This is a genomic window from Pseudomonas sp. NFX1, assembly GCF_051123555.1.
Lineage (GTDB): Bacteria > Pseudomonadota > Gammaproteobacteria > Pseudomonadales > Pseudomonadaceae > Aquipseudomonas > Aquipseudomonas capeferrum.
In genome coordinates this window covers 4,520,754-4,542,063 of record NZ_CP169366.1, presented here as the reverse complement: position 1 = coordinate 4,542,063, position 21,310 = coordinate 4,520,754, and the positions used below count along the sequence as shown (strand labels likewise).

The window sequence follows — 21,310 nt, the reverse complement described above, 5'->3', positions numbered from 1 at the left end:
TTTTGTCAGATCGTTCTTTAAAAATTCGGATATGTGATAGAAATAGACTGAACACTACTTTCACTGGTAGTGGATCAGGCTAAGGTAAAATTTGTGATTTGCTCTTAACTGAGCAGCATGCGAATTTTCGGCGAATGTCGTCTTCACAGTATAACCAGATTGCTTGGGGTTATATGGTCAAGTGAAGAAGCGCATACGGTGGATGCCTTGGCAGTCAGAGGCGATGAAAGACGTGGTAGCCTGCGATAAGCTTTGGGGAGTCGGCAAACAGACTGTGATCCAGAGATCTCTGAATGGGGGAACCCACTCAGCATAAGCTGAGTATCTTGTACTGAATACATAGGTGCAAGAGGCGAACCAGGGGAACTGAAACATCTAAGTACCCTGAGGAAAAGAAATCAACCGAGATTCCCTTAGTAGTGGCGAGCGAACGGGGACCAGCCCTTAAGTTGGTTTGAGATTAGTGGAACGCTCTGGAAAGTGCGGCCATAGTGGGTGATAGCCCCGTACACGAAAATCTCTTATCAATGAAATCGAGTAGGACGGAGCACGAGAAACTTTGTCTGAATATGGGGGGACCATCCTCCAAGGCTAAATACTACTGACTGACCGATAGTGAACTAGTACCGTGAGGGAAAGGCGAAAAGAACCCCGGAGAGGGGAGTGAAATAGATCCTGAAACCGTATGCGTACAAGCAGTGGGAGCCTACTTGTTAGGTGACTGCGTACCTTTTGTATAATGGGTCAGCGACTTATATTCAGTGGCGAGCTTAACCGAATAGGGGAGGCGTAGCGAAAGCGAGTCTTAATAGGGCGTTTAGTCGCTGGGTATAGACCCGAAACCGGGCGATCTATCCATGGGCAGGTTGAAGGTTAGGTAACACTGACTGGAGGACCGAACCGACTACCGTTGAAAAGTTAGCGGATGACCTGTGGATCGGAGTGAAAGGCTAATCAAGCTCGGAGATAGCTGGTTCTCCTCGAAAGCTATTTAGGTAGCGCCTCATGTATCACTGTAGGGGGTAGAGCACTGTTTCGGCTAGGGGGTCATCCCGACTTACCAAACCGATGCAAACTCCGAATACCTACAAGTGCCGAGCATGGGAGACACACGGCGGGTGCTAACGTCCGTCGTGAAAAGGGAAACAACCCAGACCGTCAGCTAAGGTCCCAAAGTCATGGTTAAGTGGGAAACGATGTGGGAAGGCTTAGACAGCTAGGAGGTTGGCTTAGAAGCAGCCACCCTTTAAAGAAAGCGTAATAGCTCACTAGTCGAGTCGGCCTGCGCGGAAGATGTAACGGGGCTCAAACCATGCACCGAAGCTACGGGTATCATCTTAGGATGATGCGGTAGAGGAGCGTTCTGTAAGCCTGTGAAGGTGAGTTGAGAAGCTTGCTGGAGGTATCAGAAGTGCGAATGCTGACATGAGTAACGACAATGGGAGTGAAAAACTCCCACGCCGAAAGACCAAGGTTTCCTGCGCAACGTTAATCGACGCAGGGTTAGTCGGTCCCTAAGGCGAGGCTGAAAAGCGTAGTCGATGGAAAACAGGTTAATATTCCTGTACTTGCAGTTATTGCGATGGAGGGACGGAGAAGGCTAGGCCAGCTTGGCGTTGGTTGTCCAAGTTTAAGGTGGTAGGCTGAAATCTTAGGCAAATCCGGGATTTCAAGGCCGAGAGCTGATGACGAGTTGCCATTAGGCGACGAAGTGGTTGATGCCATGCTTCCAAGAAAAGCTCCTAAGCTTCAGATAACTGGGAACCGTACCCCAAACCGACACAGGTGGTTAGGTAGAGAATACCAAGGCGCTTGAGAGAACTCGGGTGAAGGAACTAGGCAAAATGGCACCGTAACTTCGGGAGAAGGTGCGCCGGCGAGGGTTAAGGACTTGCTCCGTAAGCCCATGCCGGTCGAAGATACCAGGCCGCTGCGACTGTTTATTAAAAACACAGCACTCTGCAAACACGAAAGTGGACGTATAGGGTGTGACGCCTGCCCGGTGCCGGAAGGTTAATTGATGGGGTTAGCGCAAGCGAAGCTCTTGATCGAAGCCCCGGTAAACGGCGGCCGTAACTATAACGGTCCTAAGGTAGCGAAATTCCTTGTCGGGTAAGTTCCGACCTGCACGAATGGCGTAACGATGGCGGCGCTGTCTCCACCCGAGACTCAGTGAAATTGAAATCGCTGTGAAGATGCAGTGTATCCGCGGCTAGACGGAAAGACCCCGTGAACCTTTACTATAGCTTTGCACTGGACTTTGAATTTGCTTGTGTAGGATAGGTGGGAGGCTTTGAAGTGGGGACGCCAGTTCTCATGGAGCCATCCTTGAAATACCACCCTGGCAACTTTGAGGTTCTAACTCAGGTCCGTTATCCGGATCGAGGACAGTGTATGGTGGGTAGTTTGACTGGGGCGGTCTCCTCCCAAAGAGTAACGGAGGAGTACGAAGGTGCGCTCAGACCGGTCGGAAATCGGTCGTAGAGTATAAAGGCAAAAGCGCGCTTGACTGCGAGACAAACACGTCGAGCAGGTACGAAAGTAGGTCTTAGTGATCCGGTGGTTCTGTATGGAAGGGCCATCGCTCAACGGATAAAAGGTACTCCGGGGATAACAGGCTGATACCGCCCAAGAGTTCATATCGACGGCGGTGTTTGGCACCTCGATGTCGGCTCATCACATCCTGGGGCTGAAGCCGGTCCCAAGGGTATGGCTGTTCGCCATTTAAAGTGGTACGCGAGCTGGGTTTAGAACGTCGTGAGACAGTTCGGTCCCTATCTGCCGTGGACGTTTGAGATTTGAGAGGGGCTGCTCCTAGTACGAGAGGACCGGAGTGGACGAACCTCTGGTGTTCCGGTTGTCACGCCAGTGGCATTGCCGGGTAGCTATGTTCGGAAGAGATAACCGCTGAAAGCATCTAAGCGGGAAACTTGCCTCAAGATGAGATCTCACTGGGATCTAGAATCCCCTAAAGGGCCGTCGAAGACTACGACGTTGATAGGTTGGGTGTGTAAGCGCTGTGAGGCGTTGAGCTAACCAATACTAATTGCCCGTGAGGCTTGACCATATAACACCCAAGCAATTTGCTCATGCAGATTGCGGTGGTGAAGACACACGAACCGAAAGTTCGAATGCACATCACAAATCACATATCCGAATTCGCTGGGCTGTCCATCTGGACATTCTGGCAACAGAATTTCTTGACGACCATAGAGCATTGGAACCACCTGATCCCATCCCGAACTCAGTAGTGAAACGATGCATCGCCGATGGTAGTGTGGGGTCTCCCCATGTGAGAGTAGGTCATCGTCAAGATTCATTTCGCAAAACCCCTATCTGCGTAAGCAGGTAGGGGTTTTGTCTTTAAGTAGAAGCTCATGCTTCTTGCTGACCAGGTCGAGAGACAGATCAGCAGTGCTAAAAAGGTGATTGACAGCGTTTTTGAATGCTGTATTATTCGCCTCCCGCTACGAGAGATCGCAGCGAGTTAAGTGTTTGAAGCTAAACGAGTTTCTCGCAAAAAACTTCAAAACAAACGCTTGACAGACACTGAGGAAAGCGTAGAATGCGCCCCTCGGTTGAGACGAAAAGCTCTTAACCAACCGCTCTTTAACAAATTGAATCAAGCAATTCGTGTGGGTGCTTGTGAGTATGGACTGATAGTCACAAAGATTATCAGCATCACAAGTGACCATGCGAGAAATCACATAGTCATTTGAGATTGCTGAGCCAAGTTTAGGGTTTCTTAAAAACCCAAGCAGTATTGAACTGAAGAGTTTGATCATGGCTCAGATTGAACGCTGGCGGCAGGCCTAACACATGCAAGTCGAGCGGATGAGAAGAGCTTGCTCTTCGATTCAGCGGCGGACGGGTGAGTAATGCCTAGGAATCTGCCTGATAGTGGGGGACAACGTTTCGAAAGGGACGCTAATACCGCATACGTCCTACGGGAGAAAGCAGGGGACCTTCGGGCCTTGCGCTATCAGATGAGCCTAGGTCGGATTAGCTAGTTGGTGGGGTAATGGCTCACCAAGGCGACGATCCGTAACTGGTCTGAGAGGATGATCAGTCACACTGGAACTGAGACACGGTCCAGACTCCTACGGGAGGCAGCAGTGGGGAATATTGGACAATGGGCGAAAGCCTGATCCAGCCATGCCGCGTGTGTGAAGAAGGTCTTCGGATTGTAAAGCACTTTAAGTTGGGAGGAAGGGCAGTAAGCGAATACCTTGCTGTTTTGACGTTACCGACAGAATAAGCACCGGCTAACTCTGTGCCAGCAGCCGCGGTAATACAGAGGGTGCAAGCGTTAATCGGAATTACTGGGCGTAAAGCGCGCGTAGGTGGTTTGTTAAGTTGAATGTGAAAGCCCCGGGCTCAACCTGGGAACTGCATCCAAAACTGGCAAGCTAGAGTACGGTAGAGGGTGGTGGAATTTCCTGTGTAGCGGTGAAATGCGTAGATATAGGAAGGAACACCAGTGGCGAAGGCGACCACCTGGACTGATACTGACACTGAGGTGCGAAAGCGTGGGGAGCAAACAGGATTAGATACCCTGGTAGTCCACGCCGTAAACGATGTCAACTAGCCGTTGGAATCCTTGAGATTTTAGTGGCGCAGCTAACGCATTAAGTTGACCGCCTGGGGAGTACGGCCGCAAGGTTAAAACTCAAATGAATTGACGGGGGCCCGCACAAGCGGTGGAGCATGTGGTTTAATTCGAAGCAACGCGAAGAACCTTACCAGGCCTTGACATGCAGAGAACTTTCCAGAGATGGATTGGTGCCTTCGGGAACTCTGACACAGGTGCTGCATGGCTGTCGTCAGCTCGTGTCGTGAGATGTTGGGTTAAGTCCCGTAACGAGCGCAACCCTTGTCCTTAGTTACCAGCACGTTATGGTGGGCACTCTAAGGAGACTGCCGGTGACAAACCGGAGGAAGGTGGGGATGACGTCAAGTCATCATGGCCCTTACGGCCTGGGCTACACACGTGCTACAATGGTCGGTACAGAGGGTTGCCAAGCCGCGAGGTGGAGCTAATCTCACAAAACCGATCGTAGTCCGGATCGCAGTCTGCAACTCGACTGCGTGAAGTCGGAATCGCTAGTAATCGCGAATCAGAATGTCGCGGTGAATACGTTCCCGGGCCTTGTACACACCGCCCGTCACACCATGGGAGTGGGTTGCACCAGAAGTAGCTAGTCTAACCTTCGGGAGGACGGTTACCACGGTGTGATTCATGACTGGGGTGAAGTCGTAACAAGGTAGCCGTAGGGGAACCTGCGGCTGGATCACCTCCTTAATCGACGACATCAGCCTGCTGATGAGCTCCCACACGAATTGCTTGATTCATATGTGAAGACGATCAAGACCCTATATAGGTCTGTAGCTCAGTTGGTTAGAGCGCACCCCTGATAAGGGTGAGGTCGGCAGTTCAAATCTGCCCAGACCTACCAATATGCGGGGCCATAGCTCAGCTGGGAGAGCGCCTGCCTTGCACGCAGGAGGTCAGCGGTTCGATCCCGCTTGGCTCCACCACTCTTGCAGTACCTTGATCAAACTCAGAAATGAGCATTCGCGTCGAATGTTGATTTCTGGCTTTTGTCAGATCGTTCTTTAAAAATTCGGATATGTGATAGAAATAGACTGAACACTACTTTCACTGGTAGTGGATCAGGCTAAGGTAAAATTTGTGATTTGCTCTTAACTGAGCAGCATGCGAATTTTCGGCGAATGTCGTCTTCACAGTATAACCAGATTGCTTGGGGTTATATGGTCAAGTGAAGAAGCGCATACGGTGGATGCCTTGGCAGTCAGAGGCGATGAAAGACGTGGTAGCCTGCGATAAGCTTTGGGGAGTCGGCAAACAGACTGTGATCCAGAGATCTCTGAATGGGGGAACCCACTCAGCATAAGCTGAGTATCTTGTACTGAATACATAGGTGCAAGAGGCGAACCAGGGGAACTGAAACATCTAAGTACCCTGAGGAAAAGAAATCAACCGAGATTCCCTTAGTAGTGGCGAGCGAACGGGGACCAGCCCTTAAGTTGGTTTGAGATTAGTGGAACGCTCTGGAAAGTGCGGCCATAGTGGGTGATAGCCCCGTACACGAAAATCTCTTATCAATGAAATCGAGTAGGACGGAGCACGAGAAACTTTGTCTGAATATGGGGGGACCATCCTCCAAGGCTAAATACTACTGACTGACCGATAGTGAACTAGTACCGTGAGGGAAAGGCGAAAAGAACCCCGGAGAGGGGAGTGAAATAGATCCTGAAACCGTATGCGTACAAGCAGTGGGAGCCTACTTGTTAGGTGACTGCGTACCTTTTGTATAATGGGTCAGCGACTTATATTCAGTGGCGAGCTTAACCGAATAGGGGAGGCGTAGCGAAAGCGAGTCTTAATAGGGCGTTTAGTCGCTGGGTATAGACCCGAAACCGGGCGATCTATCCATGGGCAGGTTGAAGGTTAGGTAACACTGACTGGAGGACCGAACCGACTACCGTTGAAAAGTTAGCGGATGACCTGTGGATCGGAGTGAAAGGCTAATCAAGCTCGGAGATAGCTGGTTCTCCTCGAAAGCTATTTAGGTAGCGCCTCATGTATCACTGTAGGGGGTAGAGCACTGTTTCGGCTAGGGGGTCATCCCGACTTACCAAACCGATGCAAACTCCGAATACCTACAAGTGCCGAGCATGGGAGACACACGGCGGGTGCTAACGTCCGTCGTGAAAAGGGAAACAACCCAGACCGTCAGCTAAGGTCCCAAAGTCATGGTTAAGTGGGAAACGATGTGGGAAGGCTTAGACAGCTAGGAGGTTGGCTTAGAAGCAGCCACCCTTTAAAGAAAGCGTAATAGCTCACTAGTCGAGTCGGCCTGCGCGGAAGATGTAACGGGGCTCAAACCATGCACCGAAGCTACGGGTATCATCTTAGGATGATGCGGTAGAGGAGCGTTCTGTAAGCCTGTGAAGGTGAGTTGAGAAGCTTGCTGGAGGTATCAGAAGTGCGAATGCTGACATGAGTAACGACAATGGGAGTGAAAAACTCCCACGCCGAAAGACCAAGGTTTCCTGCGCAACGTTAATCGACGCAGGGTTAGTCGGTCCCTAAGGCGAGGCTGAAAAGCGTAGTCGATGGAAAACAGGTTAATATTCCTGTACTTGCAGTTATTGCGATGGAGGGACGGAGAAGGCTAGGCCAGCTTGGCGTTGGTTGTCCAAGTTTAAGGTGGTAGGCTGAAATCTTAGGCAAATCCGGGATTTCAAGGCCGAGAGCTGATGACGAGTTGCCTTTAGGCGACGAAGTGGTTGATGCCATGCTTCCAAGAAAAGCTCCTAAGCTTCAGATAACTGGGAACCGTACCCCAAACCGACACAGGTGGTTAGGTAGAGAATACCAAGGCGCTTGAGAGAACTCGGGTGAAGGAACTAGGCAAAATGGCACCGTAACTTCGGGAGAAGGTGCGCCGGCGAGGGTCAAGGACTTGCTCCGTAAGCCCATGCCGGTCGAAGATACCAGGCCGCTGCGACTGTTTATTAAAAACACAGCACTCTGCAAACACGAAAGTGGACGTATAGGGTGTGACGCCTGCCCGGTGCCGGAAGGTTAATTGATGGGGTTAGCGCAAGCGAAGCTCTTGATCGAAGCCCCGGTAAACGGCGGCCGTAACTATAACGGTCCTAAGGTAGCGAAATTCCTTGTCGGGTAAGTTCCGACCTGCACGAATGGCGTAACGATGGCGGCGCTGTCTCCACCCGAGACTCAGTGAAATTGAAATCGCTGTGAAGATGCAGTGTATCCGCGGCTAGACGGAAAGACCCCGTGAACCTTTACTATAGCTTTGCACTGGACTTTGAATTTGCTTGTGTAGGATAGGTGGGAGGCTTTGAAGTGGGGACGCCAGTTCTCATGGAGCCATCCTTGAAATACCACCCTGGCAACTTTGAGGTTCTAACTCAGGTCCGTTATCCGGATCGAGGACAGTGTATGGTGGGTAGTTTGACTGGGGCGGTCTCCTCCCAAAGAGTAACGGAGGAGTACGAAGGTGCGCTCAGACCGGTCGGAAATCGGTCGTAGAGTATAAAGGCAAAAGCGCGCTTGACTGCGAGACAAACACGTCGAGCAGGTACGAAAGTAGGTCTTAGTGATCCGGTGGTTCTGTATGGAAGGGCCATCGCTCAACGGATAAAAGGTACTCCGGGGATAACAGGCTGATACCGCCCAAGAGTTCATATCGACGGCGGTGTTTGGCACCTCGATGTCGGCTCATCACATCCTGGGGCTGAAGCCGGTCCCAAGGGTATGGCTGTTCGCCATTTAAAGTGGTACGCGAGCTGGGTTTAGAACGTCGTGAGACAGTTCGGTCCCTATCTGCCGTGGACGTTTGAGATTTGAGAGGGGCTGCTCCTAGTACGAGAGGACCGGAGTGGACGAACCTCTGGTGTTCCGGTTGTCACGCCAGTGGCATTGCCGGGTAGCTATGTTCGGAAGAGATAACCGCTGAAAGCATCTAAGCGGGAAACTTGCCTCAAGATGAGATCTCACTGGGATCTAGAATCCCCTAAAGGGCCGTCGAAGACTACGACGTTGATAGGTTGGGTGTGTAAGCGCTGTGAGGCGTTGAGCTAACCAATACTAATTGCCCGTGAGGCTTGACCATATAACACCCAAGCAATTTGCTCATGCAGATTGCGGTGGTGAAGACACACGAACCGAAAGTTCGAATGCACATCACAAATCACATATCCGAATTCGCTGGGCTGTCCATCTGGACATTCTGGCAACAGAATTTCTTGACGACCATAGAGCATTGGAACCACCTGATCCCATCCCGAACTCAGTAGTGAAACGATGCATCGCCGATGGTAGTGTGGGGTCTCCCCATGTGAGAGTAGGTCATCGTCAAGATTCATTTCGCAAAACCCCTATCTGCGCAAGCAGGTAGGGGTTTTGTCTTTAAGTAGAAGCCATAGAAATTCGCGGGCACGTCTTCAGGACGGGCCGGCACACAGAATTTCTTGACGACCATAGAGCATTGGAACCACCTGATCCCATCCCGAACTCAGCAGTGAAACGATGCATCGCCGATGGTAGTGTGGGGTCTCCCCATGTGAGAGTAGGTCATCGTCAAGATTCAAACCCAAAGCCCCTGTCTGCATCGCAGACAGGGGCTTTGTCTTTTCGGGTCAGAATTGATAGCTGACCGTTGCGCTGACGTTGCGCTCTTCACCCATGTAGCAATAGTTCAGGCTGGCACATGAGGTGACGTAGCTCTCATTGGTGAGGTTGTTGGCGTTCAGGCGCACATCCACCCCCGTCAGGCCAACCTTGCTGAGGTCGTATCCGATCGAGGCATCAAACAGCGTGTAGGAGGGCACCTTCATGCTGTTTTCCGCATCCACCCAGCTGTACCCCACATAACGTATCCCACCGCCCAGTCGCAGGCCGTCCAGCGGCCCCTGGCGGAAGTTGTAGTCGGCCCACAGCGAAAACATCTGCTTGGGTGCCTGGGTGGGCGAATTACCCTTGTTGTCCAGGTTTGCTGCCACCAAGCTCGGCATCGTCTTGGCATACTCGATGTCGGTAAAGGTGTAGCCGCCCAACAGCTTGAGGTTGTCGGTCAGCTGAACATGCGCCTCCAGCTCCAGGCCTTGTGAGCGTACTTCACCCACCGGGCGGTAGAAGTCTTCGTTCGGCTGCTTGGAGGCCAGGTTCTCCTGCTCGATACGGAACACCGACGCGGTAAACAGGTTGTCACTGCCGGGCGGCTGGTACTTGATACCCGCTTCCCACTGAGTGCCCTCGGTCGGTGCCAACGGCCGGCCTTCCTGGTCGGACACGGTATTGGGGTTGAACGACTCCGAGTAGCTGACATAGGGTGCCAAGCCGTTCTCGAACAAGTACAGCACGCCCGCTCGGGTGGTGAACTTGGAGCGCTGATCGTTGACCTTGGTGTTGCTGTCGCGATTCTCCTCGGAGACCTTCACCCAGTCCTGGCGCAAGCCCAGCGAGAAGCGCCATTGGTCCAGCTCGACCAGGTCCTGCAGGTACACACCCGTTTGCTGCAGGCGGCGCTGATAGCGGTTTTCACCGAGTACCTGGAGGTTGCCATTGCCATATTGAGGGTTGCCCGCATCCAGCGGGTCGACCGTGCCGTAACGCCATTCCACGTCGGCCTTGCGGCGCTGGTAGTCGGTGCCAAGCAGCAGGGTGTGCTTGGCCGCGCCGGTGAAGAACTCCGCCTGCAGCATGTTATCGATGATGTACGAATGCAGGCGCTCGTCGCCCCCGGTGTAGGCGCGGTTGAGGATGTTGCTGTCGGCGTCGGCCCAACCGGCCGAATACACCTGGTCCATCGTTACGTCAGAATCCTGGTAGCGGAAGTTCTGCCGGGCGGTGAAGACGTCGTTGAAACGGTGCTCGAACTGGTAGCTGAACGACTGCTGGGTACGCTCGTAGTTGTCGACCCCAGGCTCACCTTCAAAGAAGTGGTCTGACAGGCGCAGCCCGTTGCGCTTGTGCAGCATGCCGTCAGCCGGGTTACCCCCGTGGTAGCCACCATTGGGGTCGTGCTGCAGGTATGCCTGCAGTGTCAGCGAGGTGTCTTCGGTGAAGTCGATGCTGATAGCCGGTGCGATGGCGTAGCGTTCTTCCTTGTTATGGTCGAACTGAGTGTCAGAGCTGTCCGCCAAGCCTGTCAGGCGATAGGCAATACGCTTGTCGTCATCGACCGGGCCGCTGAAGTCGAAGCCCATGCCACGCTGGCCTTGGGTACCGACGGTGGCCTGCACCTGATGGAAGGGCGTGAACAGGGGCTTCTTGGTGGTCAGTGCCACCAGGCCCCCTGGCGAGCTGCGGCCATAGAGTACCGAAGAGGGCCCTTTGAGGATGTCGATGCGCTCCAGGAAGTAAGGGTCCACTTGCATGGTGCTGTAGGTGCCGTTGTCACCCATGGACTTCAGGCCGTCAACGTAGATGTTGTCGACCGAACCGTCGTTGAAGCCGCGCATGGCCACATAGTCGTAACGGTGGGTGGCGCCATAGGGGTTGGTCAGCACCCCAGGCGTATAGCGCATGGCCTGGGCGACGGTCTGCGAGCCCTGGTCATCTATCTGCTGGCGAGTCACCACCGAGACCGACTGTGAGGTTTCCACCAGGGGCATGCTGGTCTTGGTCGCCACCTGGCTGTGGGTGGCGTTGTAGCCATCCATGCTGCCCAAGGCATTGCCCAGGGAGAAGCTACGGATATCGGTGTCTGGCAGCGACAGTGCGGCGTTGTCTGGCTGGGCCCGCAGCACATAGCTGTGCCCACCCTGGCTTACGGCCTCCAGGCCGCTGCCATTGAGCAATTGGCGCAGCGCCTGATCGGCCGAGTACTGCCCTTGCAAGCCACGGGATTGCAGCCCGTTGGTCAATTGCGGTGTGCTGGAGAGGGTGATCCCCGCCTGACGGGCAAACTGGTTGAGCACATCATTCAATTCGCCGGGCGCGATCGCATACTGCTGGCTGACCTGCGCGGCTTCAGCGGCCATGGCTTGAAGGGGCAGGGCGCTGATGCCCAGTGCGGTACCGAACAGGGCTGCCCGAACGGCCTTGCGCAGACTGGCTGAATTCAAGACAGGTCGAAAATCATTCTCGTTGGTGCGGTGTGTAGAGGTAGAGACAATGGGCATGAAAGCGTCCGTTGAAAGGTTGAGGGCAGAAGGCGTTGCTTACTGTCCTAGCCGTATCGATGCCCAAAACCCGCCAAAAATATCCCCGCGGGGGTGAAGTCAGGCCATGTGCTCGACGCGGATCCACCAACGTGTGCGTTGGCGAAGCCTGACCGGGAGCGTTTTTGGCAGCAGTTGCAGCAGTTGCTCCGGGTCGTCCAGGCGGAACACACCGGACAGGCGCAGATCGGCAATGTCATCGCTGCAAGCCAGGTAGCCATGGCGATAGCGGCTCACTTGCGCGAGAAAATCGTGCAAGCGCATGTCGCGGGTCACGATCAGCCCTTCGCTCCAGGCCGTGGGATCCATATCCACGCGATCCAGGCGTTGTGCACCGCTGGCATCCAGGCGCCAGTGCTGGCCGCTGTCGATCCATTGCACCTGGCCATTCCCCGGCCGGTGTATCGCCACCTTTCCCTGGCTGACGCTGACGCGGGTGCAGTCGATATCCTGGCGTACCACAAAGCCCCCATTGAAACCTTCGAGCAAGGCCTCTTGCGTCTGTACCAACAGGGGGCGCGTCTGATCCTGCGCTTCGCTGCAGGTGAGCATCAGCTCCCCTTGCTTGAGGTGGACCAAACGCTGCTGCTGGTCGAAGGCCAGGTCCACCGCACTGCGCGTGTTCAGTTGCATCAATGAGCCATCGGGCAAGTGCAATCGCCGCCGTTCGCCAGTGGCAGTGGCGTAGTCCGAAGCCCAGGCGCTGACGCTATCGAGGTCTTTAACCAGCCATGTGGCCGAGCCGACCAAGGCGACGCCGCCAAGCAACTTGAGCGCCTGGCGCCGGTGCAGGCGCCGCTGGCTGGTTTCCAGGGTGTGCAAGGCAACCCCAGCACCGGGGATAGTGCGCAGGTCAAGTTCCTGGTGCAGGTGTATCACCCGTTGCCAGGCCAGTTCGTGCTCATGCCGCGCGCTACGCCACTGCTCGCATTGCTGCAGCAGGGCAGGGCTGCTACCGCTCTCTCGCAGCCTGAGCAGCCACTGAATGGCTTGCTTGACTGCTTTGGCCGACGGCACGACAGCTGTCATCGCGCGTCTTCAAAGCGCAGCAGGTAGCAATGGTAAAGCGCATCGGCGATATAGCGCTCGACGGTGCGTACGGATATGCCCATCTGCTCGGCGATGGCCTGGTGTTTCAGCCCATCGCACTGGGCCAGCAGAAAGGCGCGGCGCACCTTTGGCTTGAGCCCGTCGAGCATGCGCGCGATACGCTCCAGCAGCTCCAGCAGCACTTCGCGGGTCTCGGCCGAGGGGGCCTGTGTTTCCGGCAAGTGAGCCAGGGCTTCGAGGTAGGCCCGGTGCAGTTCTTCACGGCGCCAGTGATCGATCACCAGCCCACGTGCCACGGTCCGCAGAAACGCCCTTGGCGTGTTCAGCTGTACCTGCTCGCGACGCTGCAACAGCCGCACGAAGGTGTCCTGGGCCAGGTCCGCGGCATCGGCGGCATTGCCCAGCTTGCTGCGCAGCCAGGCATGCAACCAGCCGTGGTGGTCACTGTAGAGCGTTTGCACGGAGTCATTGGAAGGCATGGAGGAGGGCGCTGGCTTCAATGGACATGAATGATAATTAGTCTCATTGTTTGCGGTGCCGGGCTAATTTGCAACCGTCTCATGCCGGCCTGTTATTGTGCCAACTGCGAATCCAGGTAAGCCCTGATCACGTGCGCGCCGGAGTTCAAGTGCTTCTCCAGCACGGCGATGGCTTCATCCACCAGTTTGTCGCTGGCCGCATCCACCAGCGCGTTGTGATCGTCCTGGGTGAGTTTCCCCAACCCCATGGAGGAAAGATGAAAGCGCAGAAAACGCTCTTCTTCGTTCAGTTCGTTCTCGATCAGGCGCAACAGCTTCTTGTTTGACGCCTTGCTGTACAGCGTCATGTGGAACAGGCGGTTGAGGCGGCCGAGTTCGGCGTGGCGGGTCTCATGCTCCAGTTGCAGGATGTAGCCGCGGGCACGGGCGATGTCGTCGGCATCAAGCATGGGAATGGATTGGCGCAGCGCCTCGCTTTCGAGCAGAACACGCAGGGCATAGGTGTCCACCGCGTCCTCGCCGATCAACGGCGCAACCACAGCGCCCTTGTGCATCTCCACTTTCAGCAGCGATTGCGCTTCAAGTTGGCGCAAGGCCTCGCGCACAGGCATGCGGCTGACCCCGAACAAGGTCGCCAGCTCTTGCTGACGCACAGCGGTACCTGGCGGCAGTCGCCCATCAAGAATGGCGCTGCGCAGGCGCTCTTCGATAACAGCACGTGCCAGGTGTGGGGGTAGCTGTTCGCTAGCCAGCACGTTGCTCAGTTTGATTTTCTCGGCCACGCGGAGTCTGCCTCGACCATAACGAAAGTTGGATCCAATGACACTAGTAACAGGCAAGGGGGCTTGTCAAACCGTCAGCCGCATTGGAGCGGGTGACCCAAGGCCGCGGCTATGGTGTATGAAGTCGCTTGGCAAAGGAAGCGGCACATAGAACGAGATAGCCATAAAGTTAGTATGGCCCACCCCCAGGTTGCGTGATTGCAGGGTGCCATTGTCTTTTGCACAGCCAGGCCGCACTATCGCTGCTTTCGACTGGTCTGAACAGGTCTTCGCAGTGGCGATATCCTGGATGTTCAAAACCGCTGTGCGACGTGTCGGCCTTGCCGCGCTGCTGGGTAGCTTGCTACTGGGCGGTTTGCACGCGGATTGGGATTTTTCCCAGATCAGTCGCAAGTCGCAGGCCCTGTATGGCCCGCTTGGCGCAGGGCAGGGGCGTATCGACGCCTGGCAGAACCTGATGGCCACGCAGAAGCAGGCCACCGAGCTGGAACGGCTGCAGGTGGTCAACCGCTTCTTCAACCAGCAACTGCGCTACGTCGAAGATATCGATCTGTGGCATGAGGTCGATTATTGGGCCACGCCGGTCCAGGCACTGATCAAGGGGGCGGGTGATTGCGAGGACTACGCTATTGCCAAGTATTTCAGCCTACGGCGCATGGGCATCCCCAGCGAAAAGCTGCGTATCACCTACGTAAAGGCATTGCGGCAAAACCGAGCGCACATGGTGCTGACCTATTATTCAAACCCACAGGCCCAACCGTTGGTGCTCGACAGCCTGATGGATGCCATCAAGCCGGCGAGCCAGCGCCCTGACCTGCTGCCGGTATATGCCTTCAATGGTGAGGGGCTGTGGCTGCCAGGTGCCGCCGGCAACAAGAAGGTAGGCGATACCAAGCGGCTGTCACGCTGGCAGGATTTGCTGAAAAAAATGCAGGCCGAAGGGTTCCCGGCCGAGCCGGTTTACTGAAGGAGCACAGATGTCACTGTTCAAACAATTGCTGTTGGCCATTTGCCTGTTCCTGGTGGTCGCCTTCAGCGGCAGCTTCATGGTCAGCCTGGAGAGCTCGCGCAGCCAGTACGTCAACCAGCTGCGGTCGCACGCCCAGGACGCAGCCACTGCCCTTGCCCTGTCGCTGACACCCAACATCGACGACCCGGCGATGGTCGAACTGATGGTCAGCTCGATCTTTGACAGTGGCTACTATGCGAGCATCAAGGTCGTCGACCTGGGTTCCAATGCCGTGTTGGTGGAGCGCCATGCCGAGCCTGACCGGGGTGGTGTGCCGGCCTGGTTTGTCCACCTCATAGGCCTTGAAGCGGCCGGTGGTGATGCCATTGTCAGCCGCGGATGGCAGCAGGCCGCCCGGGTGGAGGTGATCAGCCACCCAATGTTCGCCATCGCCAAGCTCTGGCAGAGCGCCTTGGGCAGCCTGGGCTGGTTGCTGCTGTGCGGTGCTGCCAGTGCGGTGCTCGGCGCGTTGTTGCTGCGCCGCCAGTTGCGGCCACTGGACTACATGGTCGAGCAATCCCATGCCATCGCCCGGCGCGAATTCCTCAGCCTGCCAGACCTGCCGCGCACACCCGAGCTGCGCCGTGTGGTGCAGGCGATGAACCAGATGGTCGAGAAGCTCAAGGCGCTGTTCACCGAGCAGGCCGAGCGCAGTGAGCGGTTGCGCACCGAGTCCTACCAGGACAGCCTCACCGGGCTGTCCAACCGCCGCTATTTCGAGATGCAACTCAATACCCGCGTCAGCAACATGGAGGAAGCCCGGGCCGGTTACTTGCTGTTGCTGCGGGTGCAGGGGCTGGCAGGCCTCAACGCGCGCCTGGGCGGGCAGCGTACCGACCAGCTGTTGCAGGCGGTGGGCGAGCAACTGCGCCGTACCTGTGCCAGCTACCCAGAAACCAAAGACCTGATTTCGCGCAGCCGTGGGGGCGAGTTCGCCGTGCTGGCGCCGGGTATGGTGCATGAAGAGGCCGTACAGCTTGCCCAGGCGCTGGAGGCTACCCTGCAGAGCCTGCACGAGACTGGCGCCAGTGATGTCAGCCCGGTCGCATGCATCGGCATTGCGCCCTTCAGCCCCGGCGATGCGCCACAGGCACTGCTGAAACTTGCCGACGAAGCCCTGGCCCTTGCCGAAAACCAGCCGGCACCCGGCTGGGTCTGCCTCGAACAGGGTGCAGCTGCGGTAGCGGGCGATAGCCATCATGCTTGGCATGAGCGGCTCGACCAGGCATTCGCCAATGGGCATTTTGAGCTGTTTTTCCAGCCGGTGGTGGACTGCGAAACAGCCCAGCGGGTGTTGCACCACAAAGTCATCTCGCGCTTGCACGATGAGCAAGGCGAGGCACTGCCCGCCGGGCGCTTCCTGCCTTGGCTGGAGCGCTTCGGCTGGATGCCGCGCCTGGATGTGCTGGTGCTGGAAAAGGTACTCGCCCACCTGCGCAGCCATGATCAGATGCTGGCGCTGAACCTGTCCGCAGCAACCTTGGCCGACCCCAAGGCGCTGCAACGCGTCTACGAGCTGCTAAGCCAGCATGCGGCGCTGGGCCCGCGGTTGACGTTCGAGATCGGCGAAGAGCAGCTGCCCGACCAGTCTGCCCTCGAGCAACTGACCCGACGCCTGCACGGGCTTGGCTTCGGGCTGGCGCTGCAGCGCTTCGGCGGCCGTTTCAGCATGATCGGCAACCTGGCACACCTGGGCCTGGCGTACCTGAAAATCGATGGCAGCTATATCCGCAACATCGACCATGAGCAGCACAAGCGCCTGTTCATCGAAGCGATCCAACGCGCGGCACACAGTATCGACCTGCCGTTGATTGCCGAGCGGGTCGAGACGGAAGGCGAGCGGTTGGTACTGCGGGAGATGGGTGTGGGTGGTATTCAGGGGCAGCTGGTGGGTGAACCTGCACCCTGGCGCTGATACGTCCCCGTGTAGGAGCGGCCTTGCCGGTCCGGCGCCCCGGCAAGGCCGCTCCTACACACAGCCGTGCGTGGCGTTAACGTTCGCGCAGGGCTTCCGAGCGGGCCTTCATGATCGGCTTGAGCAGGTAGCTCATGATGGTCTTCTTGCCGGTCATGATATCCACCGTCGCCACCATCCCGGGAATGATCAGCAATGGCTTCTCGTCAGTGCCCAGGTGGCTGCGATCGGTGCGCAGCTTGATCAGGTAGTACGTGGTCTTCTTGTCTTCATCGGTGATGGTGTCGGCACCGATCTGCTCCAGCTTGGCCTTCAGGCCACCGTAAATGGTGTAGTCATAGGCGGTGAACTTGACCGTCGCTTCCTGCCCTGGATGCAGGAAGGCGATGTCCTTGGGCAGGATCTTCGCTTCGATGACCAGGGTGTCGTCCAGCGGCACGACCTCGACGATGTCGCTACCCGGCTGGATCACCCCACCGATGGTGTTGACCAGCAGCTGTTTGACGATACCGCGCACAGGCGAGGTGACCATGGTGCGGTGAACCCGGTCGTCCAGCGCCTTGCTGGTGGCAGTGGCCTTGCTGAGCTCGGTGCGTGCCTCATTGAGCTGGGTCAGCGCTTCGCTGCGGAATTTGCCACGGGTTTCTTCGATCTTGCTCTGTACTTCCCGAATGGCCGCCTCGGCACGCGGGATGGCCAGCGCGGTGGAATCCATCTGGCCACGGTTTTCTACTTCGGCACGGCGCAGGCGCAGCACTTCGACCTGGGAGATTGCGCCCTGGGCTACCAGGGGCTCGGACATCGCGATCTCCTGACGCAGCAGTTGCAGGCTGTTGGCGTACTGCGCGCGCTTGGAGGTGTATTCGCGCAGCTCCTGCTGGCGCTGTACCAGCTGTTGCTGCAGGCCACCGATCTCGTCCTGCAGTTGCTGGCGCCGGCTCTGGTAAAGCGATTGCTCGTTGGCCGCCTGGCTGGGCGCGGCCTTGCTCAGGGCCTCATCGATTTGCAGCGGGCGGTCTTCGACCTCGGCACTCAGGCGTTCGACGCGCAGCGCCATGGCCAAGCGGTCGGCCTCGGTTTCGCCGACGTTGGAGGCGAAGCGGGTTTCGTCCAGGCGCAGCAGGGGCTGGCCGATTTCGACGATCTGCCCTTCCTTGGCGTAGATTTCGGCGACGATGCCGCCCTCGAGGTTCTGGATCTTCTGCACCTTGGAGGACGGAATGGCCTTGCCTTCGCCGCGCGTGACCTCATCGATCGGCGCCACACTGGCCCAGACGATCAGGAACACAAAAAACGCGATCACACCCCAGATGGTCAGGCGCACCACACGCGGTGCATCCTCGATCAGCGCCTTGTTGACCTCGGGCAGCGGCTGCCCGCCGAGCGAATCGGAGCCCTTGAAGTAGCGTCGCAGGCCATCCTTGAACTGCCCCATATCGAGCTTATGCAACACTGATCTGCCCCTTCTTCAGCGCATCCATGACCGCGGCTTTCGGGCCGTCGGCGACAATCTGCCCGCGATCGATGACGATCAGCCGGTCCACCAGCGACAGCAACGAGGCGCGGTGGGTCACCAGCAGCACCGTCTTGTTCTCGATCACCGCCTGCAGGCGTTGCTTGAGGCGCTCTTCACCGGTGTTGTCCATGGCGCTGGTCGGCTCGTCGAGCAGCAGGATCTGCGGGTTGAGCAGCAATGCACGGCCCAGGGCAACGTTCTGCCGCTGGCCGCCGGAGAGGTTCTGGCCACGCTCGCCCACTTGCAGCTCATAACCGTCGGGGTGCAGCCGGGCAAACTCATGAACACCTGCAAGTTCTGCGGCCTGCAGGATCATTTCGTCTTCGATGTAACGTGCGCCGCTGACCAGGTTGTCGCGCAGGGTGCCGGCCATCAGCTGGATGTCCTGCGGCACATAGCCGATGTTGTGGCGCAGCTCGCTGACGTCGATCTGGCGGATATCCACGCCATCGACCAGCAGTGACCCGCCGTCGGCTTCATAGAGGCCCACGACCAGCTTGGCCAGGGAGCTCTTGCCCGAGCCGCTGCGGCCAATGATGCCGACCTTTTCGCCGGGGCGGATGGTCAGGTTGATGTTCTTCAGGGCCAGGTTCTGCTGGTTCGGGTAGGTGAACTCGACCCCGCGGAACTCGATGCTGCCCTGCAGTACCCGGCGGCTCAGCGGCCGCTCCTCGAAGTTGCGCTCCTGCGGTAAGTCCATCATGTGGTCGGTGGCGACCATGGTTACCTTCGCCTGTTGGTAGCGGGCCAGCAAGCCGTTGAGCTGGCCCAGCGGGCCGAGGGCGCGGCCGCTGAGCATGTAACAGGCGACCAGGCCGCCCATGCTCAGGTTGCCGTCGATGATCAGGTAGACACCCACGCAGATCATCGCCACGCCTGCCAGCTGCTGGATCAGCATGGTGATGTTCATCGCCAGGCTCGACAGCACCTTCACGCGCAGCTCCAACCGGCTGAGGGTGCCGAGGGTCTGCTCCCACATGTACTGGCGCTCGCTTTCGGCGTTGTTGACCTTGACGGCGTCCAGGCCAGCCAGGGTCTCGATCAGGCTGGACTGGCGCTCCGAGGCCAGGGCCATGGTCCGCTCCATGGTCGCCATCAGCGGCCGCTGCAAGGCATAACCGATGCCCAGGGCCAGCGGGAAGGCGATGATCGGGATCCACACCAGGTGCCCGCCAATGATGGCGATGACGATCAGGATCAGGAGGGTGAACGGCAGGTCGATCAGGCTGGTCAGGGTCAAGGAGGCGAGGAAGTCGCGCAAGCCCTGGAACTCATGGATGTTCTGGGCAAAGCTGCCGACCCGCGCCGGGCGGTACTTCATCGACATGCCGACGATACGCTCGAACAAGGTCGCCGAAATGATCAAGTCGGTCTTTTTGCCGGCAAGGTCCAGGCAGAGGCCGCGCAAGCCCTTGAGGATAAGGTCGAAGACGTAGGCGCCGGCGATGCCGACAGCCAGCACCCAGAGGGTCGAGGTTGCCTGGTTGGGCACCACCCGGTCATACACGTTCATCACGAACAGCGGCGCGGCCAGGGCGATCAGGTTGATCACCAGGCTGGCGGCGATGGCATCGATGTACAGCCATTTGCTGCGCAGCAGGGTGTCGCGGAACCAGGATTTCGCGCGCGGGATGAGGTTGCCGTGGTTGACGTCGAACTTGTGCTGCGGCTGGGCGAAGAACACGCGCCCGCTGTAGTCACTGAGCAGCGCTTCGCGGCTGACATGCACCTCGCCACCATCGCTCTCGCTAAGCAGCAGGCGCGCGGTGTCTTCGTTTTCCCAGCCCAGCAGGACGGCGCTGCGGCCTTCCTTGAGCAACAGCATGGCCGGCATGGCGATACTGGGGATCTGCTCCAGCTTGCGCTGCAGCAGCCGCCCCTGAAGCCCGGCCCGGGCCGCGGCACGGGGCAGCAGCTCGGGGCTCAGGCGCTGGGCAGGCAGCGGCAGGCCGGTGGTCAGCATGACCCGGCTGGCGGGTTTCTGATGCAGGACACACAGGCTCAGCAGGCTATCCAGCAAGGGATCGTCATGCTGACTGCGTGGATCGTGGCTGAGTTGGACTCGACTGACTTCGGATTCCACGCGGCGCTCTCTTCATCCTTGCGGTGGGTGGGGCAGGGTGTGCCTCAGTTCAGGCCTGACAGGCTCACCCTCGGTTTCAGATCGTTCTGCACAACGGTGGCCATCGGGGCTACAACACCCTGATTCTTGAGCAGTGGCCAATGGTCGCCTTGATTCGATACTGAGTAAACAATTGTATGTTCTTCATCTCTACCAGACGACGCCGGGTAGTGAAGGTTACGACTTGGGCTCCAGGTCTGCCTTGTTGCTGACGCCAGTGTAAAGGTTGAAGTTCATTCGCAGCATAGCCTGCCATTCGTTGTTATGGCCTGCAGGCTCTCAAGGGCGGTCTGCACGGCTTTGGGCAAGGATTGTGCTTGTGCAAACGTGGCGGCTAGGGTGATGGGAAGAACGTTAAACAGTGAAGCACGCATTTTTGGCGGGTTCCCGAAAGCGCTGTTGTCCCGAGTCACGGTTCAAGTTTTTCAGGGCCAGGAAAATGGCGCCAGAACTGGCCGATGGGTGGGCTTCCGACAGGCACTGGATGAGTACTAAATGAAGGGGTGGCAAAGGTGCAAATATCAATGTGACATTACATTGCCGATTGTTTAGGATGGCGAGTATAAGGTCAATAGTTTGGCAGATAGTTAATTCCAAACAGTTATAGACGTAATTTTGACGTCAAATCCTCATCATATTAATCGACACAGATCCGCCTGAAGTGGCTTACAACAGCGCCGCTCTGGCAGGGAAGTACCCTAACCGGGTCACACGGAGAG

The 21,310-nt window shown here is 57.2% G+C and carries 8 protein-coding genes, 2 tRNA genes, 6 rRNA genes and 1 pseudogene; 10 read left to right on the top strand and 7 right to left on the bottom strand.

Annotated features, from left to right (window positions below):
- Positions 1–175 precede the first annotated feature (175 nt).
- The 8 genes from DJ563_RS20380 (at position 176) to rrf (DJ563_RS20345) (ending at position 9,139) form a co-directional block, all read left to right on the top strand.
- Positions 176–3,067, top strand: a 23S ribosomal RNA gene (locus DJ563_RS20380).
- A gap of 132 nt (positions 3,068–3,199) precedes the next feature.
- Positions 3,200–3,315 (top strand): 5S ribosomal RNA (gene rrf / locus DJ563_RS20375).
- A 450-nt stretch (positions 3,316–3,765) separates the two neighbouring features.
- Positions 3,766–5,302 (top strand): 16S ribosomal RNA (locus DJ563_RS20370).
- 77 nt (positions 5,303–5,379) lie between these two features.
- Positions 5,380–5,456: transfer RNA gene (locus DJ563_RS20365), tRNA-Ile, on the top strand.
- Between the two features lie 6 nt (positions 5,457–5,462).
- Positions 5,463–5,538 (top strand) — tRNA-Ala (locus DJ563_RS20360).
- Positions 5,539–5,774: 236 nt separating this feature from the next.
- A 23S ribosomal RNA gene (locus tag DJ563_RS20355) occupies positions 5,775–8,666 on the top strand.
- Between the two features lie 132 nt (positions 8,667–8,798).
- Positions 8,799–8,914, top strand: a 5S ribosomal RNA gene (gene rrf / locus DJ563_RS20350).
- A gap of 109 nt (positions 8,915–9,023) precedes the next feature.
- Positions 9,024–9,139, top strand: a 5S ribosomal RNA gene (gene rrf, locus DJ563_RS20345).
- Together the 16S, 23S and 5S rRNA genes with 2 tRNA genes alongside form the textbook arrangement of a ribosomal RNA operon.
- 53 nt (positions 9,140–9,192) lie before the next feature.
- Here rrf (DJ563_RS20345) and DJ563_RS20340 read toward each other — a convergent pair.
- The 4 genes from DJ563_RS20340 to DJ563_RS20325 form a co-directional block, all read right to left on the bottom strand.
- On the bottom strand, positions 9,193–11,607 hold the full coding sequence (locus DJ563_RS20340) for a TonB-dependent siderophore receptor (protein ID WP_434519738.1): 2,415 nt from the start codon (positions 11,605–11,607) through the stop codon (positions 9,193–9,195).
- A gap of 171 nt (positions 11,608–11,778) precedes the next feature.
- Positions 11,779–12,747, bottom strand: coding sequence for a FecR domain-containing protein (locus DJ563_RS20335; RefSeq protein WP_434518252.1), 969 nt, complete (start codon positions 12,745–12,747; stop codon positions 11,779–11,781).
- Positions 12,744–13,247, bottom strand: coding sequence for a sigma-70 family RNA polymerase sigma factor (locus DJ563_RS20330; protein ID WP_274100360.1), 504 nt, complete (start codon positions 13,245–13,247; stop codon positions 12,744–12,746). Before DJ563_RS20330 ends, DJ563_RS20335 begins: the two co-directional genes overlap by 4 nt.
- A 92-nt stretch (positions 13,248–13,339) precedes the next feature.
- Positions 13,340–14,029 (bottom strand): GntR family transcriptional regulator, encoded by a 690-nt coding sequence (locus tag DJ563_RS20325; protein ID WP_434518251.1) that lies wholly within the window; start codon positions 14,027–14,029, stop codon positions 13,340–13,342.
- 205 nt (positions 14,030–14,234) lie between these two features.
- Between DJ563_RS20325 and lapG the strand changes: the two genes are divergently transcribed.
- Positions 14,235–14,996 carry a cysteine protease LapG gene (gene lapG, locus DJ563_RS20320; protein ID WP_274100362.1) on the top strand — a complete coding sequence of 254 codons (762 nt, stop codon included), beginning with the start codon at positions 14,235–14,237 and terminating at the stop codon, positions 14,994–14,996.
- A 10-nt stretch (positions 14,997–15,006) separates the two neighbouring features.
- Positions 15,007–16,953 (top strand): cyclic di-GMP receptor LapD, encoded by a 1,947-nt coding sequence (lapD, locus tag DJ563_RS20315; protein ID WP_434518250.1) that lies wholly within the window; start codon positions 15,007–15,009, stop codon positions 16,951–16,953.
- A gap of 76 nt (positions 16,954–17,029) precedes the next feature.
- Here the strand turns inward: lapD and DJ563_RS20310 are convergent, their stop codons facing one another.
- The 3 genes and pseudogenes from DJ563_RS20310 to DJ563_RS20300 all read right to left on the bottom strand — a co-directional run.
- Positions 17,030–18,388: an HlyD family type I secretion periplasmic adaptor subunit gene (locus tag DJ563_RS20310; RefSeq protein WP_274100260.1), complete on the bottom strand. Its 1,359-nt coding sequence runs from the start codon at positions 18,386–18,388 to the stop codon at positions 17,030–17,032.
- 7 nt (positions 18,389–18,395) lie between these two features.
- Entirely contained in the window at positions 18,396–20,552 is a 2,157-nt protein-coding gene (locus DJ563_RS20305) for a type I secretion system permease/ATPase (protein ID WP_033703532.1), read from the bottom strand.
- Between the two features lie 44 nt (positions 20,553–20,596).
- A pseudogene (locus DJ563_RS20300) lies at positions 20,597–20,861 on the bottom strand (TolC family outer membrane protein); the annotation flags it as partial.
- Positions 20,862–21,310: the final 449 nt, after the last annotated feature.

Excerpts from the sequence above, each read along its gene's own strand:
- DJ563_RS20335 (WP_434518252.1), bottom strand. The coding sequence starts at position 12,747 with ATGACAGCTGTCGTGCCGTCGGCCAAAGCAGTCAAGCAAGCCATTCAG.
- DJ563_RS20330 (WP_274100360.1), bottom strand. The coding sequence starts at position 13,247 with ATGCCTTCCAATGACTCCGTGCAAACGCTCTACAGTGACCACCACGGC.
- lapD (WP_434518250.1), top strand. The coding sequence starts at position 15,007 with ATGTCACTGTTCAAACAATTGCTGTTGGCCATTTGCCTGTTCCTGGTG.
- DJ563_RS20310 (WP_274100260.1), bottom strand. The coding sequence starts at position 18,388 with ATGGGGCAGTTCAAGGATGGCCTGCGACGCTACTTCAAGGGCTCCGAT.